At 42.3% G+C, this 20,641-nt stretch carries 15 protein-coding genes; 1 reads left to right on the forward strand and 14 read right to left on the reverse strand.

From position 1 onward, the window contains the following. Positions 1 to 155: 155 nt before the first annotated feature. From AVL57_RS16140 to AVL57_RS16165, 6 genes are all read right to left on the reverse strand, one after another. Positions 156 to 827: a hypothetical protein gene (locus tag AVL57_RS16140; protein WP_057789607.1), complete on the reverse strand. Its 672-nt coding sequence runs from the start codon at positions 825 to 827 to the stop codon at positions 156 to 158. Between the two features lie 23 nt (positions 828 to 850). Further along, complete coding sequence (locus AVL57_RS16145; RefSeq protein ID WP_057789605.1) at positions 851 to 1,477, reverse strand: hypothetical protein; 627 nt, start codon at positions 1,475 to 1,477, stop codon at positions 851 to 853. Between the two features lie 113 nt (positions 1,478 to 1,590). After that, on the reverse strand, positions 1,591 to 2,175 hold the full coding sequence (locus AVL57_RS16150) for an RNA polymerase sigma factor (protein WP_057789603.1): 585 nt from the start codon (positions 2,173 to 2,175) through the stop codon (positions 1,591 to 1,593). Then, positions 2,172 to 5,351 carry a CHAT domain-containing protein gene (locus tag AVL57_RS16155; protein WP_158443224.1) on the reverse strand — a complete coding sequence of 1,060 codons (3,180 nt, stop codon included), beginning with the start codon at positions 5,349 to 5,351 and terminating at the stop codon, positions 2,172 to 2,174. The genes AVL57_RS16150 and AVL57_RS16155 overlap by 4 nt, the downstream gene beginning before the upstream one ends. Positions 5,352 to 5,584: 233 nt before the next feature. After that, positions 5,585 to 6,793 carry a M24 family metallopeptidase gene (locus AVL57_RS16160; protein WP_057789598.1) on the reverse strand — a complete coding sequence of 403 codons (1,209 nt, stop codon included), beginning with the start codon at positions 6,791 to 6,793 and terminating at the stop codon, positions 5,585 to 5,587. Between the two features lie 85 nt (positions 6,794 to 6,878). Further along, positions 6,879 to 8,678, reverse strand: a complete 1,800-nt coding sequence (locus AVL57_RS16165) for a sensor histidine kinase (RefSeq protein WP_057789596.1) — start codon at positions 8,676 to 8,678, stop codon at positions 6,879 to 6,881. A gap of 84 nt (positions 8,679 to 8,762) precedes the next feature. Between AVL57_RS16165 and AVL57_RS16170 the strand changes: the two genes are divergently transcribed. Beyond that, the gene (locus tag AVL57_RS16170; protein WP_057789594.1) at positions 8,763 to 9,182 is read left to right on the forward strand and encodes a BLUF domain-containing protein; all 420 of its coding nucleotides are present in this window, start codon (positions 8,763 to 8,765) and stop codon (positions 9,180 to 9,182) included. Positions 9,183 to 9,253: 71 nt separating this feature from the next. Here AVL57_RS16170 and AVL57_RS16175 read toward each other — a convergent pair whose 3' ends face one another. From AVL57_RS16175 to AVL57_RS16210, 8 genes are all read right to left on the reverse strand, one after another. Next, on the reverse strand, positions 9,254 to 9,979 hold the full coding sequence (locus AVL57_RS16175; RefSeq protein ID WP_057789593.1) for an HAD family hydrolase: 726 nt from the start codon (positions 9,977 to 9,979) through the stop codon (positions 9,254 to 9,256). 80 nt (positions 9,980 to 10,059) lie between these two features. Then, the gene (locus AVL57_RS16180) at positions 10,060 to 11,091 is read right to left on the reverse strand and encodes an ABC transporter ATP-binding protein (RefSeq protein ID WP_057789591.1); all 1,032 of its coding nucleotides are present in this window, start codon (positions 11,089 to 11,091) and stop codon (positions 10,060 to 10,062) included. Between the two features lie 10 nt (positions 11,092 to 11,101). Then, complete coding sequence (locus AVL57_RS16185; protein WP_057789589.1) at positions 11,102 to 11,926, reverse strand: carbohydrate ABC transporter permease; 825 nt, start codon at positions 11,924 to 11,926, stop codon at positions 11,102 to 11,104. 3 nt (positions 11,927 to 11,929) lie between these two features. Next, entirely contained in the window at positions 11,930 to 12,802 is an 873-nt protein-coding gene (locus tag AVL57_RS16190; protein ID WP_013782745.1) for a carbohydrate ABC transporter permease, read from the reverse strand. A gap of 68 nt (positions 12,803 to 12,870) precedes the next feature. Further along, on the reverse strand, positions 12,871 to 14,178 hold the full coding sequence (locus AVL57_RS16195) for an ABC transporter substrate-binding protein (RefSeq protein WP_057789587.1): 1,308 nt from the start codon (positions 14,176 to 14,178) through the stop codon (positions 12,871 to 12,873). Between the two features lie 160 nt (positions 14,179 to 14,338). Beyond that, positions 14,339 to 15,754, reverse strand: a complete 1,416-nt coding sequence (locus tag AVL57_RS16200; RefSeq protein WP_057789585.1) for a hypothetical protein — start codon at positions 15,752 to 15,754, stop codon at positions 14,339 to 14,341. 599 nt (positions 15,755 to 16,353) lie between these two features. After that, positions 16,354 to 18,102: a diguanylate cyclase gene (locus AVL57_RS16205; RefSeq protein WP_057789583.1), complete on the reverse strand. Its 1,749-nt coding sequence runs from the start codon at positions 18,100 to 18,102 to the stop codon at positions 16,354 to 16,356. Positions 18,103 to 18,334: 232 nt separating this feature from the next. Next, complete coding sequence (locus tag AVL57_RS16210) at positions 18,335 to 20,446, reverse strand: GGDEF domain-containing protein (RefSeq protein ID WP_082604820.1); 2,112 nt, start codon at positions 20,444 to 20,446, stop codon at positions 18,335 to 18,337. Between the last annotated feature and the right edge of the window lie 195 nt (positions 20,447 to 20,641).

Raw genomic sequence — 20,641 nt, forward strand, 5'->3', positions numbered from 1 at the left:
TTGATTATTCTCTCACCTAAATAAAACTTTTTATTTAGGTGAGAGAATACAAATGACGGGATAATAAAAAGGGGGTTTAGCTGAGCCAGGCTTAACTTCTAGCCCAGCGCAACTACAATGTAAGAATACTGCTAGCTAGTTCGCGGTTGCGGTACCTATGTACCTATACCACCACCATGGGTAGTATTGTGCTTCAGAACTTGATTTTTTTCTTTATCATGCGAGTGTGAACCATCGCCATCGTGATTATGAGCTCCGTCATTACTAAATTGCTTATCTCTGTGAAAGACACGGTAAGTCATCGAATTTTTATCACCGTGATAAACGTATATCTGCATAGAATGGGGATGGTCTGTCACGAGTTTAGCAACTTCGGTTCCATGTTTCGGGTTATCTAATGTCGGTATATAAAGAACCGTGAAGTTAACCGTTTCATAAACCTGATAGCAATTTCCGTTATAGCTGATGTCATCAATGCTATCTTGGTGAATTCCATTAACGTCTGTAAATCCAATACTAATGTCAGGTCTTGGCGTGTTGGGGGTTTCTGAATTTAACTCACAAGTATCTTTAAGCGCTAAAGCACCGCCACTTTTATCTACAATTAGAGCTCCCAATGCGTTTGCTCGTTGTGATTGGGAGGCGTTATCCGCCTTAAGGGTAGTTTTATCATTACCTAAAAATTCGACCTTATAACTCGCTGTAACTTTCGATAGCATGCATTCTACGTCATCTTCGCACTTTTTATTGTCATGCGAACAACCAAGTAATGTTAAAAGTAATAATGTCAGTCCTACACTTGATACCATTTTATTGAATAAAGTCATTAGGGTCCGCTCCTAGTCATTGACTAATTAAATTGTATTAATCCACTATGCAGTGGTGTTTTTGTCATATCGTTGTAGCCCAACACTTCAAAATCGTATACTCCTGATTCGACGTGCTGTAATCCCATGTTTATGAAAATTTCGCTTGTAGAGGTTAAATGTAAAGCGCTTGTCGTGAACACTTGCTCTCCTTTTTGATTAGTTAACGTGAACCCATAGCTGGGGTAATCAAATTCAGGTATTTCAGTATCAACGTAGATTGCAAACACGAGCTGGCTGTCCGATTGAGTCACCTTAACCGCATCAAATTCTGAAGCTCGAACGTTAGCCATTTCTAAGCGATAAACATTTAAATCGGAATTCGGAGCTAAGCGCTGAGAGGTATTGAACGGCGTAGGCATTAACAAAACGAGAATCATTGCAGCTGCCGCGGCCCAAAGTGGAATAGGCTGTTTCCACATTCGAGGTTTGCTTTGCATAGGCGTTATATTATCAACACTGTTTGCTTGCATTCCTTTGTACAAACGCTCTGTAAGCTCTAGTTGATCTAAACACGCTTGGTTAGACAAAAAATAAGCTTCAAACTCCGCTTCTTCACTCGGTGTCATTCTACCTAGCACATACCGCTCTATTCTTTCATCTTGCTTCACTGCGCAAACTCCTAACCATGAGTACTCTGGGTCTATTGTTTGTGAAATGCCTATGCTCTTGTGTACTAACGTCTTGTGCACTAACTAGGCCAAACCTCTCAGTGAAATTCATATCAGTTATCTTCCATTACCGCTAACCACAGCGTTTTAAACCGCTGTTTACAGCGATAAAGCACATTGTCGAAGTTTTTAGCGTTAACATTTAGTTCATTACAAATCAGGCTTTTATCTTGTTCATGTATATAGTAACGATGGAGTAATTCTCTATCTCTCGGTGTATTCAACTCTTTAATAACCGTTTGAACAAGCAAGCCTAAATTATGTCGTTCTAGCGCATCCTCGGGCGATTGTGTTGACGGGCCGGAATACTCAGACTCCAACGCTTCCCCCATACCCGTTTGTTGGCGCTTAATGTCATTTTTTCTAAAATGCATCAGTAGCTGATTTTTGGCCGTCTGAAGAATAAACGCTGACAACTTTGCTGGTTCACGTAGCTCATTATTTCGAATACGTTCAATAACAATACGCCACGTTTCTTGACTAATATCTGCGGTCAAATCAAGGTCGTGACACTTTCGCCGAAGCACATAACGTAACCCCCTTTTATATCGCTCTATCATTTGTAATTCTGCGGCAGCATCACCCGCTAAAATCCCTTTTACTAAAGCGGTAGCAATAACGCTCTCAGACTCAGTCATGCCGCGTTACCATGTAAAACAAATCCCGCCCAGTAATAGGGCGATCGCCACGGGTGAGTTCCATTTTTTCTTTTGTGATTTTTCACCGCCACTTTCGCTTTTTCTAATGCTTCAGAGATGGGTAATTCATGTTGTAGTAAATAACGATAAAACTCCTTCATCAGCATCGCGGTTGCATCGTCTTGTACTTGCCACAAACTGCCTATAACACTATGTGCTCCAGCTTCGATGAAGGCGCGGGTTAAACCAAGCATGCCTTCGCCCTCTATCAAGTGTCCTTGGGTAGTTTCGCAACCACTTAACACAACAAGTTGAGCTTTTAGCCTAAGCCGCCTGATTTCCGAGGCAAACAGCAAATTGTCTGCACTTGAATCGTTTGATAAAACGAGTCCACCCAATTCAGGCACTTGATTATTTGCTAACCCATGTGTCGCCATATGCACAATATTAAAGGTAGATAAATCTAATTCTGCTAACGCTTGTTTACTGGCTTTACCTTTATTTAGAAGGGTTATCGGTTGAGCAGAGAACTCGTTTATGTAACTTGCCTCTTTTGCTGTATAAGGCAATGAGGAAGACTGAAAACCATAGCCTAGCGGGCTGCTTTGGTCTTTTGGCATAGTCTTCATTAAAGGGTCTGCCACAACAAGAATACTGCCTTCATCCACAGCGGTAGCGTAATTATCTCTTCTCGAATCTACTATGTTTTTCAAAGAATGTTGATAGCTTACTGACCAGCCGCTCTGCGCGGGAGAAGATGCTGGCAGTAACGAAAATGGTAAACGGGTTAACGCGCCATCCGGTATTACAATTAAGTTCGTTTTGCCTTTGAATAGAGACTCTGCATTGCTAGGAAAAAGTGTATTGCGTAGCTCTGCCACCTCTTTACGCATTTTACGCAAAGGCAGTTTTTGCGATATCACATTCAGTACAGCGCCCACACGTTCACTAAAAAAACGCTCATGTTCACTCTTAAAGCTTACAATCTGCTGCTGATCAATAAACCACAACCTAGACTCTACTTCTGCGGTATCGATAAATAACACCATGTCATGCTCTGTTAAAGACTGCTGAAGTTGGGCCAATGATTTGGCCGAAAATTTAGCGGTAGACTGCGGAACAACATAATTGTCACTCTCAAGCTGATATAACGCTTCTGACAATGCCCGTATCTCTCTGATGGTCTGTTTTCTCTGCTGTGTTTCAATTTGTGTACTAAGCTCAATCAATTTCACCTGCTGTTTTTGATTGAGCTTTTTTTGTTCACGTTGAATGTCGTTATTAGTGCTATTGTCGCGGTAAAGACCGTACCCTATGGTTCGTGATCGCGCAGCCTCAGCAAGTAATAAGCTCTGCTCTGCAGAAAGTGAGTTATCAACACGAATCAGCAAACTGACCACCTTCTGATAGGTGGAGAAATACCCCCTACGTAAATCAGTTCGCTTTATTTCTGAAAAAATAGCATCGATCTGCTCGCTAATATCACGCCCTATTTGTAGTGCAAGTACTGGTTTAATTTGGGCTATTTCATTGGCATAGGCATATGTACTGTCTAATTGTGATAGCGTGGAGCGCGTTTGAATAAGTTTGCTCGTTCCTTTATTAAAATAGGTTTCAGCATTTTCGAAGTTACCCATGGATGCATGCAGCGTGGCCATTTGTATTTGTGCTAAGCCAATTGACCGAATATCTTGCGTTTGCATCAGAACATTTAACGCATTTTCCTGATATTTCATTGCCTCATCTTTGTTACCAAGTAACGTAAGGGCATGTGCTAGGTTTGAAGCAGCAATAGCATGCTCATAATCCGTGGCAATTCCGTCAGTGTTAAACAAGTAACTCTCTATCCGCTCTTTCGCCTGTTGATGCTCTCCAAGTTGCATGTTGAGTAAACCAACAAAAAAGTCGATTTCACTCGCCCCCTTTGAGGCATTCAATTCAAAAAATCTGCGCTTTGCTATATCAAACGTATCCTTCGAATAAATATACTGCCCCGTTGCCTGCAGAAGCTTCGCTTTTTCTACATTAGCCCACGCATCTAAATATGCATGCTTAAACCTACCGCTTAGCTTTAGCGCCTGAGTAACATGATGATTGGCTTGCTCGATATTGCCTAGTTGTCGATATACACCCGAGAGTTTGATATGCAAGTTCGTGATTGCGTAGTTATCTGAAATTTGGGTTGCTAATTTCTTGGCGAGAACGTATTGCTGCATGGCGTTGTTAAAATCGCCCGTGTGATAAAACAGCCAACCTAAAGAGGTCATGCTTTTAATAGCATTTGACACATCACCTTGTTCTAAGAAAATTTTGCTGGTTTCTTCAAAGGCCGCTACGGCATTCAAATAGCTTCCTATTTCAATTTCTATTGACGCTTCTAACTCTTTCGCCTCTGCATACAACAAGGGATAGTGCCCAGAATTTAGATGGTCGAACACAATGCTTAAATACGCCACTGCGGTATCAAATTCACCTTCCTCATAAATATAGTAACTCGCTAAATCCATGTTAACTTTGATAAGGTAGGATTGAGGGATAGATGTCTGCTGTAGAATACGTTTCAGCAAATCAGCTTGATTGTCGTATTCTCCAAGGTAGTGGCTCACTATGGATTGCATATAGGCACTGAAAACAATGAGAGAGTGATCTTCTAACGATGTTGCAATATTCTCTGCTTTTTCGTAGTGGGAACGCACATCGTGTAAGGCTTCTTTATACTCCATCTCTGCAAGCTGATTTTCTGCCGCAGACCATGTTAATGAAGCCAATTGGATGGCATTGTAGAAATTCTTGCGAGCGTCCAATCCGGTACCAATTGCGCTAAATAGGATATCGCTGCGACCTTGCGTTGGCGATGATGCCGAAGTATCTATTTCAACGTAACAAATGACACAGTCGTTCGCATCGAAGAGTAAATATTCAGGTTGTCTGTAGGCGGCTGGAATATCAAGGGTGAGTAAGGGCTCGCTAGTTTTATATTCATCGCCATAAAGCGCTAAGCGAACATTTGCTACTGATTGCGTTGCTTTAATAAGCACCGCCCCTCCCGTTGTAGGGATAACTCTAAACGTTGCTTTTTCATTAAGGCTTAATTGGAAATTCGCCGTGGTAGCGTCCGATACTGTCACGGTAGGAATCAATGTATTTTCTTCCGCCCATCCAGAAAAAGAAAACATATAAAGCATAGAAATAAAGAAAGGAAAACCACATAGCAAAGCTACTGATCTTTTGAGAAAAGAGACGCTTAGAGTTTCCATACATGCATTTACGCCACCAAAGTATTGTTCAAAAAGTACACTATTTTATTTGAACACTCAAGTCACCTCATATCAGCAGGATTTAATACTCAGCGTTGGCTTTTCCTTTTTCTAACAAAACTGGCAGAACGTAAAATTCGTCTACTCTGTCTTTAAAAAGGCTCATCTATAGCTTTGCTAGGCTCAGTGAACCACACTGCGCCAGTGTCAGATACATAGAAGTGATCTTCTAAACGAATACCAAACTCATTAGGGACCACTATCATGGGCTCATTGCTAAAGCACATACCTAGTGCCAGAGGGTATGGATTATTCTTCACCAAGTATGGCCACTCGTGAATGTCCATACCAATGCCATGACCTGTTCTATGGGGCAAACCAGGGAGATTATAATCTGGACCTAAGCCATCGGACGCTAGACTGTCTCGCGCGGCCTTATCAATATCTCCACAGGGTACGCCTGGCTTTACTGCATTAAATGCGGCGTACTGCGCGCGTTTTTCACTTTCCCACATCGCCTTTTGCTTCTCCGTTGGCTTACCAAAACAGTAGGTTCTCGTGATATCAGATAAATACCCATGCACCTTACAGCCCGTATCAATAAGCACCAAGTCGTTATCTTTCAACACTTGCGGGTCTTTCACTCCATGTGGAAATGACGTTGCTTTACCAAAAAGTACAATGCAAAAATAATTGCCATTAGCACCTACTTTTTTGTGGGCATCATTGATAAAGGCTTCCACTTCTGTGGTAGTAATTCCTGTATAGAGCATACTGGCTGTAGCTTTATGCACTGCAAGGGTCATATCCATAGCACGCTGTATAAGTGCAAGCTCATTTATTGATTTGTGCATTCGGCAGTGGGCAGTAATCTCTGCGCCATTAATAATGCTGGCGCCTTCTGGAATAGCTTTATTAAACCCGTCAACAACGAAGAATTGGGTCGATTCATCTACTGCGATTTTCTTGCCACCAGCAGTATCAATTTCATCCAGTAAATGAGCAAAGAGTGCATAAGGGCTTTCATGCTCTTGCCACCCAATAATGTCGCCGTTTATCACTTTACGCTCTTCAAGGGAGTCAATTTCAAAATAAGGTGCTACGTAGATAACATCACCAGAGGCAGGAAGAATAGCACCCACTAAACGTTCACTGGCATACCACTGCATACCCGTAAAGTAAGACAAGTTAGTGCCGGCATTAAGGTACAGCGCAGCAATACTATTTTGCTGCATATAGTGCTGAGCTTTATCTATTCGAGATAAGTATTCACTTTTTTGAATAGGCGTTAGATCGCTAGTCATATTTGAAAGACTGCCCAGCGCTTCTTCCTTTGTTTTCCCGCCAATAAGTGTTGTCATTACCTGCCCTTATAATTATATTCGTCGATGAAGCAGGTGCACTGTACAACACTGAAATGAAAAGTCGAGAATGCCAGTCAGAGGATCATTCCCCCCCTACCTGCTTGGGTAATTTAAGCGTAAATGTGGTGTCTAATTCACTCGATTCATCCACAGGGGCAAGTGCCAACGTTCCTTGCATTTTCTTCGCCAAATTAAAACAGACAGACAACCCCATGCCTGTTCCCTCACCAACGTCTTTTGTAGTGAAGAAAGGGTCAAAAACATGTTTACGACTTTTTTCTGCTATACCGCCCGCGTTATCTGAAACATTTATTAGTACAAACTCCGATTTTTCTTCAACACTGACTTTGATGACTCTATGCTGAGTTTGCTTCTCTGACGTGGCGTGGGCTTGAATCGCATTTTTAACCAAATTGGCGATTATCTGTTGGATGAACCCTTTATGTGACGTTATCCTAATATCACTATCAATAGCTAATTGTACTTCAACATCATCACTCAATTCATATTTGAGCATTCGAACGGTTTCTTTGGTTACTTCACTGAGGTTTAGCAGCTGATTCTCAAGTGATTCTTTACGAGAATAGCTCCCCAAGTCACTAATGATATCCCTTACTCTCAGTAGACCTTCTTTTGAATCATGAACAAGCGCTTTTATATCTTCGGTCACAAAATCAATATCACTGGTTTGTTTAAAGCTTTGTATTGATTGGGTGAGCTTCTGACTTACTGGCTGCTCAATTTCGTTAATAGATTGAATGAGCTGTTCGTGCAAATCCACCATGCTGATTAGCGTTTCTACGTAATGATCTAGGGGGTCGAAGTTGCTGATAACAAATGCCAACGGATTATTTATTTCATGGGCAATCCCAGCTGCCATATGACCAACAGAAGCCATTTTTTCTGCATGAATCAGATGATCTTGGGTTACTTTCAGTTCGGCCAAGGTTTCTTTTAAACGCTGATAATGCGTGGCCATTCGCGATTCGGCAAATCGACGTTCTAATATTATTTTAAGCTGCAAGGAAGCGTCACGCATAACGTTTAGCTGCGTGGTAGATACGCTATCTAGCGCCTCTTCACTTATGAAACAAATAATGGACGTCAAATTATTGTTGTACACAATCAACGGAAATACTAAGTAGCTCGCCACTGGGTTTGGCAATATATCGATTAATGCGCGCATAGGTGCAAGCTCAGGCGACAAGTTAACCACGGGGGCCTTACATTGCAGGGCTAGGTTGATGATATATCGCTTTGTATCATCATCTACAGCTTCAAGTTCGCTCGGGCTGATAGAGGGCTGGGAAGTGGGTACACAGGTAACTTTAGCGGGAGTAACCACTAAACCACTATGTCCACCACAAAATTGCAGCAACGCTTCTGCATAGGATGCGATTAACGCTTGAATGTTCTGACGTTGATGGGAAAATCGATTCACCGAGGTGAGCATATTCACTTGCGCATCTTTTTCCATTAGATGCTTTTTGCTAATGATAATGCGCTTAATAATGCGCGCTATTTTACGTTGTACAAACGTAGCGTCTTCCTTATTTAAGCGGATAACATCGTCCACATCCGCCTTATTCATTATTTCACTTGGTGTGGTAGAAACTGCATCACTCACGCAAATAACCAAGGTGCTACTATGCGATGCTAATGACGTTCGCACGTAGTGTACGATCTCAATACTATCCGATTCACTTTGTGCATCATTAATATGGAAAAACAATTTGTCTGGCGTATTGGAACGCAGTGCTTTTTTTAGCTTTTTGGCTGATGAATAACAGTGAGTGTTGAGGCCTTCGGGTAAAAACTCAGCCAACTCAGATGGCGCGTTAGTGTATATCATTGCCATTTGAGGCAGATTAGAATTCACCATTGATTTGAAGATTTCATCCTTTTGCTCTATTTATTCTTAATAAACTTATAGTTTGTTTTTGCAAAAAGGAGTATTAATAACTCTATGAAAAATATCGTGCGCTTAATTTATTTGAGTTCGGCAACCCGAGATATGTCGCTTTCAGACATGAAAGATATCTTAACTTATGCCCGTAAGAATAATCAGTCTTTAGGGATCTGCGGGATGCTCTGCTACGACAACCGCTATTTTGTACAAGCCCTGGAAGGTGAGCGCGAAGCGGTTAATGAATTATTTTTTCATATTTCAGATGATGCTCGACATTCGGATGTCATTATCACCAGTTACGAATATATCGATAAGCCCACTTTTACCGAGTGGAATATGGGTTACGCTGGCAGTACGCCAATTTTCACTGAATTACTTGCTCGATTATCACAAACCGAGTTTGAACCCACTAAACTTCCCCCAAAGCAAATTTATGCCTTGCTCAGGCACCTTTCAGCACATCAGCAAAAGGTGTAATGTTAATCACATTTCGCGATCGTTCGCGACTGTTTAATATCAGAGGTTTAGGCTTTAACTTAACGCTTTGCCTAGTCAGTTGTTTTTAAATTTGGGTACAGATTGAAAAACTCACACCAATGAGAAATCGACGATACCTTGTCGTTCTTATCTGCGCTAATTGGTTCATTCTTATCTGCGCTAGTTGGCAGTACACCTTTAAAATGACTCGCGCCGGTATATTTCACCACCTGCATATCAGCAGCTAGTGCACCTTGAATACCCGCTTCTGAGTCTTCGATAACTAAACAATGCTCAGGCTTAACACCTACTTTTGATGCCGCAAGTAAAAATATATCAGGGGCTGGCTTCCCATTTACAACTTCTGTACTTGTTGTAATGCGCCCTTCAAAAAAAGGAAGAAGACCTGTTTTTTCTAGTGCAAACGCAACCCGCTTTGGGCTACTACTGGTTGCAATGCAGTTTCTGACATTTAAGCCGGCGAGCACACTGTTAAGCTCGGGCGTAGTTTGTAACTCTTCAGCAAACACCTTTAATAGCGCGGTTAGGTAGTTATCTCTAAACTCAGCAGGAAGCGAAATGTTGAAGTCGGTTAAAATCTGTCTATGTGCAGATTCATAACTTTTTCCCAGAAAGTGTTCGTCAAAGTAAGCGCTTGAAACCACGACTTTTAAATCAGCCAACATGGCGATGATGACGCGTTTACACAGCACTTCACTATCGACTAATACGCCATCACAGTCGAAAATAACCAGCTGAATATCAATTCCTGGTTGGGACGTTTTACTGCTGCCCATTTGAGTTTCCTTGTATCTTATACCTTACACATTGGCGAGTTACTGTTGTTCACAGTAACTCGCCAGTAAACCGGTAATGATTATGCAACGATTGCGTCACCCCAAGAAAGTGAAGCAATCGTCACGCCTGCTTTATCAAAATGCATAATTTTGCTTTGCGCCGCAGTGAGATTAACCACATCGCCGTAGCTAACCGGGCAATCACCGTCCGCTTTAACCGTAAGTGTGCCAGCGCCTTCTACATGTACGTGCAAAAAGGTTTCAGAGCCTAAGTGCTCTACTACGCCTACTTTACCAGTCCATAACCCTCGCTCTTGGGTAATTTTAAGGTGCTCTGGACGCACCCCAATGGTGTGAGTGTCGTCACCTGCTTTAGGCATCACATCAATGAAATTCATTTTTGGCGACCCAATAAACCCTGCTACAAAGCGGTTAACTGGTTTTTGGTAAAGCTCCAGCGGCGTGCCTACTTGCTCGATAATACCGCCATTAAATACCGCAATACGATCGGCCATAGTCATGGCTTCCACCTGATCGTGCGTCACGTAGATCATGGTGGTATCTAAGCTTTTGTGAAGCTCTGAAATTTCCAAACGCATGTTAACCCGAAGCGAGGCATCAAGGTTAGATAAGGGTTCGTCGAACAAAAATGCCGAAGGTTGGCGCACAATAGCACGGCCAATCGCTACACGCTGACGCTGCCCACCAGATAACTGACCAGGCTTGCGGTCAAGATAATCGGTAAGGTTCAGCATTTTTGCGGCTTTTTCGATTTTTTCGTCAATCACAGCAGGCGCTACTTTTGCGCGCTTAAGCGGAAACGCAATATTACTGCGCACAGACATATGCGGGTACAACGCGTAAGACTGAAATACCATCGCCAAGCCACGTTTAGCTGGCGGCATATTCGTGGCATCTTCACCATCAATATCTATGTTGCCGCTAGTAGTATCTTCAAGCCCTGCAATCATACGAAGTAAGGTAGATTTACCGCAGCCCGATGGCCCAACAAATACAATGAACTCACCGTCGCGAATATGTAAATCTAGCGGCTTAATAACATTTACATCGCCAAAGCTTTTTGTCACTTGTTTTAAAGTAATGCTTCCCATTGGAATACTCCTACTTAACCGCGCCGAAACTTAATCCGCGCACTAATTGTTTTTGACTGAACCAACCAAGAATAAGGATTGGCACCACAGCCATCACAGAGGCGGCTGATAATTTCGCGTAAAATAAGCCTTCTGGGCTTGAATAACTGGCAATAAACGCAGTTAACGGTGCTGCATTGGCAGCGGTAAGAATGAGCGTCCAAAAGGCTTCATTCCACGCCAAAATAACGTTTAGCAGCAAGGTCGACGCAATACCGGGTAAGGCGATTGGCAGTAGCACATGAAAGATTTCTTCTTTAATGCCCGCGCCATCCATACGCGCCGCTTCAAGAATTTCATGAGGAATTTCTCTGAAATAGGTGTATAGCATCCACACCATGATAGGTAAGTTAATTAGTGTCATTACAATCACCAAACCTAAGCGGGTATCTAGCAAACCGAAATCGCGGAACAATAGATAAATAGGGATTAGCACCCCAACTGGTGGCAACATTTTGGTAGATAGCATCCACATCAATAGGTTCTTAGTCCGCTTAGTTTGCACAAATGCCATCGACCATGCAGCCGGAATAGCAATAAGCAGCCCAAGCAAACTTGCCCCTAATGAGATGATCACAGAGTTCATAAAGTGATCGAAATAAGGTGAGCGTGCTAACACATCTTTGTAGTTCTCTAGCGTCCACTCAAACATGAATAAACTTGGAGTGGCCGAGATAGCTTCCGATTCCGTTTTAAAGCTGGTGATCATGGTCCAAAGAATAGGGAAGAAGATCATCCCACTGATGGTCCATGCTAATAGGGTGTAAATGACTTTTGATTTATTGCTGCTGTTCATTGTTTAGCCCTCCAAATTCTTGCCAATAAGGCGCATTAAGAAGATGGCAACAATGTTGGCAATAATAACTGCCACTATTCCACCAGCTGAACCACCGCCCACATCAAACTGAAGTAGCGATTGGGTATAAATTAAGTACGTGATGTTAGTAGAGGAGTAACCTGGGCCACCACTCGTAGTAACTAGAATTTCAGCAAAAATAGACAGTAGGAAGATGGTTTCAATAAGTATTACTGCGGTAACTGCACGTGATAAATGCGGCAATACAATATAAATAAACTTACTGAACGGGCCCGCACCATCTAAGTCAGCAGCTTCTAATTGCTCTCTATCTAGCGATTGAATAGCGGTAAGTAGAATTAGCGCTGCAAAAGGTAGCCACTGCCAAGACACTATAATGATGATGGACAGCAACGGAATTTCTGCAAAGAAATCGATTGGGGTTGCACCAAAGAACTCAGCAAGGTGAGCAAATAGCCCATTTACTGGGTTCATGAACATATTTTTCCACACTAATGCGGAAACTGTCGGCATAACAAAAAATGGTGCCAATACCATGATGCGAACATAGTTTCTGCCCCATATGGCTTGGTCGAGCAATATGGCTAAACCAATACCGCCGCAGATTGTGATAAACAGCACACCGCCCACTAGCAATAAGGTATTAAAAAATGACTCTATAAACGCGGGATCGGTAAGAAAAAACTCGTAGTTCAAAAAGCCTATGTATTCATTATCGCCAGGCATGAGCAAGTTATAATCTAAAAACGAGAAATATAACGTCATGCAAAGCGGAACAATCATCCAAGCTAACAGCAAGGTGACCGAAGGAAACAGCATCATTTTGGCTAAGGTACGAGATTGGGTAGTCGCCATTGCTAAGCCCCTTACAAGTGAAAAAAGTGGGTAAGTGCACCTTGCACCTACCCGTGGTTAATATTTTATTATTTTGGGTAACGCGCTTTGCGCATGGCTCTTTCAACTAATCGCTGTGAGCTTTGCAGTGCTTGGTCTACCGTCATACGGCCCGTTAACGCTGCACTAAACTGCTGACCTACTGCGGTTCCTATCCCTTGGAACTCAGGAATCGCAACAAACTGGACACCCACGTAAGGCACAGGCTCTACCGTTGGATTTTTAGGATCTGCTGAGTTGATAGAATCAAGGGTAATTTGTGCAAATGGCGCGGCGTTCATGTACTCAGGGTTTTCGTAAAGCGAAGCTCGTGTACCTGGAGGTACATTTGCCCAACCTTTCTTTTCAGCCACTAATGCAGAGTATTCTTTTGAGGTAGCCCAGCTGATGAACTTCATCGCCGCATCACTCTTTTTGCTGCTTGAAGGAATAGCTAATGTCCATGCCCACAACCAGTTACCACGCTTACCTAGGCCGTTATCTGGCGCTAGTGCGAAGCCTACTTTGTCAGCAACTTCAGAATCTTTTTCGTTTGTTACAAAACCGCCTGCAACCGTTGCATCAATCCAAATACCGCATTTACCGGTTTGGAACAGCGCAAGGTTTTCATTAAAGCCGTTCGCTGATGAACCTGGAGGGCCATACTTGTCCATTACATCAACATAGTATTCTAGCGTGTCTTTCCATGCTTTTGAGTCGAACTGAGGTTTCCAGTTTTCATCAAACCAGCGCGCGCCAAACGAGTTAGACATAGAGGTCAACAAAGCAATGTTTTCACCCCACCCCGCTTTACCACGAAGACAAATACCGTAAACGCCTGCGTCTTTGTCTGTCATTGCTTTGGCAGCTTCGCGGATAAACTTCCACGTAGGTGCTTTAGGCATTTCAAGACCCGCTTTCGCCATTAAGTCTGTGCGATACATCACCATCGAGCTTTCACCGTAAAACGGAGCTGCATATAGCTTATTATCTACTGATAGACCGCTTCGAATTGCAGGTAATAAATCTTCTACATCGTAATCAGCGCCAAGCCCATCAAGCTCTTCTAGCCAACCTTGGTTACCCCAAATTGGCACTTCATAAGTACCAATCGTCATCACATCGTACTGACCACCGCCGGTGGCAACATCGGTAGTTACACGTTGGCGTAGAATGTTTTCTTCCAGCGTTACCCACTTAAGGTCGATACCTGGGTTCTTCGCTTCAAAGTCACTACTAAGTTCTTTCATGGCAATCATGTCGCCATTATTTACCGTTGCAATAGTAATGGTTTCTGCATTCACTGCTGCACTCATCGTCATTGCACCAGCAAGCATTAATGATAGTTTTTTCAACATCGGGTTGTTCCCCTTTAGGTTTTGAAGGGTATGACTTACCCCTCCCCTTCATTTTCGATGGGGATAAAAGTCACACTCGTTTCATTACTTAATGTTTTGGTTGGTTTGAAAGCGTCAGCGTTTCAGATTAAAACGCTGAGGCTGCAGAACGTTTATTGAATTAAAACTTCACTGATATTTCTGATGTTATACCGTCGAAGCCTGTACCAATCTGGCCACCAGAGTTGGCACCTTCTTCTTGGTTAACGTATTCCACTTTCCACAATGTTCTATCGTTAATCCAGTAACCTGCAGATACTTGTAAACGCGTTACATCGTTATCAGTTTGTTCAATTAGGTCTGAGGTATTTTCAGATTCCGCGTAACGTGCTGCTACGTAAAGCTTCTCAGGAAGAATGTACTGTTGTGCTTCTAGCGCCCAATACTGCACCGATGAATCGCCTTCAATCACTTGATTTGAATCAAAGGTTGTACCCGCTGGGTCTAACACGCCATCTGTACCAAAGTAAGTAATACCCGCTACCGCGTTACCATCGGAATCGGCAAAGGTGTAATCGTCAGACGCTTTACCCAACATCACAATAACGCTGGTCTGGTCAGACGGTTGGTACGCTAAGTTCAATTGCATAATTGACTGGTTCAAGCCTGGCAGTGCGCCAACATGGGTATCACGCTCACTAGATGCAGAGGCTGAAAAGTTATAGTTCTCACCATCGCCGAAACGATAGTTGGTGGTGGTTACGCCATCAAGGCTTGCTACACCATCTGTGAATACCAGCTGGTCGCCTTGATTAGCTTGAAAAACGTTTAAGCCCGCTTTGAAACCACCTTTAAATTCAAGGGTACCTTGCAATCGATAGTTGTAGCCTCGGTCTTCTTGGAACGCTTCGCCGAAGCTAGACGTAGTCATGTGTCCCGCCACATTGTAGGAACGAAGAATGCCGCTATCGAAGGTTTCGGTGTAGCTTAGTTGAATACCGTTCTCAGCTGTAGCGTAGTCGTTGATACCATTACCAATTAACGCATTACCTTGGTTGTCAGCGCCATCTTGGAATCCTTTAAACTGGAAAGGAGATGCGCCAATATTACCTACTCGCAAGATAAGGCTTGAATTCTCTTTTTCATAACCAGTGAGGCCAAACATATCAAACTCTATGCCGGCGAAGTCTTGGTGGAACGAGAAGTCTCTGTCGCCATTATTACCAAAATCATTTGGCTCTTCAGCAATATCAATATCGGCTGTGATGTTGTCAGTAATTTTAAACTTGAACATCAAGTTTACGCGCAAACGACCAAAACCATCTGACTGAGTCTCATCCTCTGGGCGAAACGCACCGTCTTTCGCTTGAATAGCCTGATAGTTCTGCATGGCTAGAAAATTAACTTGAACACGGCCATCTAGAAACTCATTAGGTTCACTCGGCGGCACATACATTGGCTTAGATTCGCTTAATTCCTGAGCCCCTACAAGTGATGGCGCCATGGCAGCCAAAATTGCCGATGCCAGTACGCTTAACCCTGCAATTTTAGAATTAGGTCGAGAAGTCGCTTGTTGAAGCTGATTATTTTCTAACATGGTGAACCCTCAAGTTTCTATGTTCAGTTTTATAAAGTGATTGGAATTTTCGTCAGACTCTTGTCTGTGCATATTCTCTGTTCGCTATGAGCAAAAACCTTTGGGATGAACTCAAACGGTCACATGCTCAAGATTGGAGCATATGACCACTTTTAAAATTTAACGTCAACAACTTTTTTAACAAATAGTTTTCATTTATATTTCAAGATGAAATAAATACTTTAAATTCAATATAATAAGTAAGCAACATTAAGATTACATTTACAATCAATGTAAACGCTAACAATTAAGTCAAATTAGAAAACAGTCAAAAATTGTTGTTTCAAGTGAAACGCGGGGCGGCAAAACAAAGAGCAAAAGATAACAACGATAGCAATAAACCAAAAAGAATATTAATTTGCTGGTCGCAATATAAGGCAATTTTCGAAGGGGATTTTAGACGCATACAGTTATGCGTTGAACAGTGGGTGAGAGCGTCACCATGCTAGTTTGAGACTCAACTACGTTCTATTCCGGGTTTATGGCGAGTTTTGTGAAGGGTTTTAGACAAGGAAAAAAGGGATAGCAACGAATTGAAGCCTAGCGGGTAACTACTCAAATCAATCTGGAACTGCTGCAATGATCCTATTGCGTCCCGCATCTTTTGCTTTGTATAAGGCTTTATCTGCACGTCTAAATGCATAGACAATATCGGCAGCGTCTTTACATATTGTCCAACCTATACAAGCGCCGATTTTTAAGCCGTTGAGTTGCGCAAGGCTAAGTGCATTGATTTGCTTATGAATATCATTAAGCGTATCGCTAAAATCTTGTTCACTCACGTTTTGTTGAATAATGGCAAACTCTTCACCACCAAATCTACCCGCCATGCATGCCCTATTATTCAAAGGCTGCAGTATATTGGCTATTTCAATCAAAACAGTGTCACCTGCATCATGACCAAAGCTGTCGTTAATATTCTTAAAGTGATCTAGGTCTATCAACGCCACTGCAATGTGATGATGGCTATCCGCCTCAGATGAAAAGCTGGCGTCTACGAATAAGTCGATACTTCTTCGGTTTGGTAAGTTCGTTAACCCATCGTTGGCTGCCAGCTTTCTTAGCATCTCATTTGATGCACTTAATGCTTTTGTACGCTCTTGAATTAATGCTTCAAGCTTCGAGGCTTGCTCGCTTTTTAATAATGCATTGGCCTTTTCGGTATCACGCTCTTTTTGTACAATTTTCACGAAAAGCCGAGACGCTAATATCACCATGAACATACACGTAACCAATACGCCAACCATGAACATGGTGATAGGATCTAATTGAAGCTCGATCTCAAAAAGAGCGATAAGCACGAGTGATAACGTACTTAATACTACAGGGAAAACCGTTACCGCCAGCCACTTGGCCCTGTCTGAGCCATTCATGTGTTCTTTGTAAATCACAAAGCTTGCGAAAATTACGAAAGGAAACAACAAAATAACGGGTAAACGCAGCGCTTCATCTAACCCCATGTAGCGCCATACAAGTAAACCGATAATAGGCAAAATTAACCCGCAGGCGCTGGCAAACCTCAAGCCATAAACCGTCCTATTGGGGCGCTTCAAACTAGAAAAAACGGTCCATCCTGCCGTTAACAAGACGGCGTAAATACTTACGGCATAAGTGATGTCATTTAACTGAGGGGTATTTGGCCATAAAATTTCAAAGGCGTAGCCAAATACCCTAAAAAACCAAAATGATGTAGCGAAGATAAAACCGGCAAAACTCAAAAACGCCATCTTTCTTGTGATAGTAAAAACAACCAAACTAAGAATGGTGAGTATCGACATGGCGCCAAAAAATGTCATATCACGCTGCAGCGAATCGACATACATCTTGTTCACCTTTTCGGGGGTGGCAACAAAGAAGTTGTAGCGCAGTATTTTTCCTTCCATATAACCATAGATTTGTATTTTATCTTTGGCAGGAAGTATGAAGGGGAAATGGTAGTTAGGTACCAGCACTTCTCGGCTGGAAAATGGCAGCGCGTCGCCGGTTATCCATGAGTGGGTGCCATCTGACACGTACAAATGCTCAATCGAAGGGAAAGTAATAGAAAACCAAAGGGGAACAGGCTGATCAAGTGCATTTTCGATGGTAACCCGAAAATGCAAATACTGATGGGTTTCGCGGTTTATTTCACTATCATCGTCTACCCATAATTCGTTACCTACAAGGGTATCACCGTCAGCGACTGCAAATTCCATATGCCCAGTTAAATCGAGTTGTAACGCCTTATCATTAAATAAAGCATTGCTGTAGCAAGCTGTACTTTGCACCATAATCAGCAGTGCGAAAAGCACAAGCAAAAGCCTAACCATGTAGGTTCCTTATACAAACAACACACACTTCAAAATTAATAATATTGGTGCGTTTAATACCTTAGGCGCATCAATATTCATCACATTCGTCGTGAAATGCAACTATTTCTGCTGCATTAAAAGTATATCACTAAAGGTTTGTTTTCAAACGTTGATTTCACATATTAGAATACGTAATAGCAATAAAAAGTACAGAATATGGTAACGTTTCATCTTAAAATTAATGCTAAATTCACTTCCCTGGCTCGCGTCTTATTGTCACCCTTTTTTGTCGAATTAGCGTTTCTAACCAAGACTTATTGAAATCTTCAGCAAATGCTTCTTCATCATTAACTGACTCTAAGCCTACCCAAGTATTTTTGCCCGATGCTTTGGCGAGATATAAACACGCGTCTGACATCTCAAGGAGTTTTTCCAAATGACATGAGACAACGTTAGTTGGAATAAGTGGATAGCATACGTAACCTACCGAGCAAGTTATCGGTAAGGCCATGTTGTCGTGCATTTCAAATTTTGTGTCATTAATTGCTTTTACTAGGCGCTGCGCTAACACCATGGCACTTTTTCGATCAACAAACCTTGCTACCGCAACAAACTCTTCACCGCCCCACCGAACAATATAATCAGACTGCCTGAAAACATGTTCTAATCGCTTAGAAAACTCGATTAAGACTTCGTCACCTATTTGGTGACCAAATCTGTCATTTACTTGTTTAAAGTCATCAATATCAACGATGAAAACCAATAAATCTGAACCAATGGGTTTACGGCTTTTGCCTTGATGCCAGTCGGAAAACTCACGGTCGCACAATGCAATATCTGTTTTAATGAATTTTTGTAAATAACGGCGATTCTTCAATCCGGTTAGCGTATCAGTGATACTTTCGGACTCTATTAGTTTAAGTGACTGAATGAGCTGTTCATTCTTTTCGCTTAGCTCTCGGGTTTGAATTCTTACTTTCCACTCTAAGCGTTCGTTCGCTTTGCGCAATGTATAGCGCCGGTATAATACAAAAAGAAGAGAAAATAGGATGAGGATGAGCCCAATAAAAAAATTTTTCAAAAGCAACTTTTCGCTTAGCCCGGCTTGCTCAAGTGCCTGCTCTTTTAACTTCAAGTCTAACTCTAGTTCTTTACGTACAGTCTCAGTTTGCGCTTGCGCTCTAGCAATCGCTTCCACCTTATTTTCATTGTTGAGCTTTTCTTTGACTCGCATCAGTTCTTTAAGGGCGATAAAAGCCGCATCGAAGCGATTCATAGCTTCTAGCGAATTGACCTTAGCTTCATGAAACTGAACTTCAATTGGTAGCCGCTCTGCCTGCTTTGCTTTCTTTATTCCCTGATCAGCATAGTCGATGGAAATTTCATGTTCACTAGTGAGAAATGCATGCTGCGCAGCAACGACTAAAGCATTCAATGTCAGTGCTGGGAATCGCCCGTTGGCAGTATGCAATACATTTTGGATAACGTCGTTAGCTTGGTCGTAACTACCTCTAGCGATATGTATTTTAGCGAGCGTTAACTTATACATATCAGCGTATTCAGTCGATTTAACTTCATTAAAAAGACGAATTGCTTCATTAGCATGTGATTCAGCAGCTTCAAAATCTGACAACGCTAGCAATGATTCAGCAATTAAGGCGTTATTGAATGCAATATTCTGCACCATGCCACGCTTGGTATCTATCTCCAGAGAACTATAGAAATACGCTAATGCACTGCGGTGATCTCCCATCTTGGCATTAAGACCCCCTAAGCTATAAAATACCTGCGACTTTTCAGCATCACTGCCTTGTTCAATCGCATGATCAAGCGCGGTTTGGTATGCCAAAATAGCCCCATCATAATCGCCGATAGCGCCCAATGCTAGGCCCATATAACTGCCAACCATGCTTAGGCTTTTTTTATCATCTAAGGCATTGTAAATCCGCTCACCGCGATGGTAATAGTCGAGGGCCAACGGATAATCAGACATGCTGTAGTAGGCGTACCCAAGCATGGTGTACACATACGCTAATGCAAGATCGTTAGACGAACGAGAATATGCTAACTCTGCTGATTTCAATAATTCGATAGCATGTGGGTATCGAGTTCGGCTGATCTCATTTTCTGCCGTAATGGTGGCTAGGTCAGCCTGTAATTCGGGGTTCTGAGACTTAGCAACAATGCCTTGCAAATTTTGCGTTAACAACTCTGCTTTCTGAATATTTCCTAACTCTCGTTCAGTACGAATAGATACTTTTAACGCATCGATATCGCTTTTCTTACCGGTATCAACACGTTGGGCATCTACGTGCAAACTGGTGATGAGAAGTAAACAGAGAAGGAACCGCAGGATGTACATTTAAGGCCTAAAAATAAGTAGTTTCGTCCGATGAACTACCAAAATAATAGTCGCAAACGCTTAATACTGCACAGAATTATTTTGAATAACGTAAGTCATTTATTTTAATAATTGGGTGCGCTTTAGCTACTTCATTTTTTGGGAAGCCATTAGCCTATAAAAAAGCCGGGCGATTTCTCGACCCGGCCGACAAAA

Origin of the sequence: Alteromonas stellipolaris, from assembly GCF_001562115.1 — a bacterium.
In the GTDB taxonomy this organism is placed as follows: domain Bacteria; phylum Pseudomonadota; class Gammaproteobacteria; order Enterobacterales; family Alteromonadaceae; genus Alteromonas; species Alteromonas stellipolaris.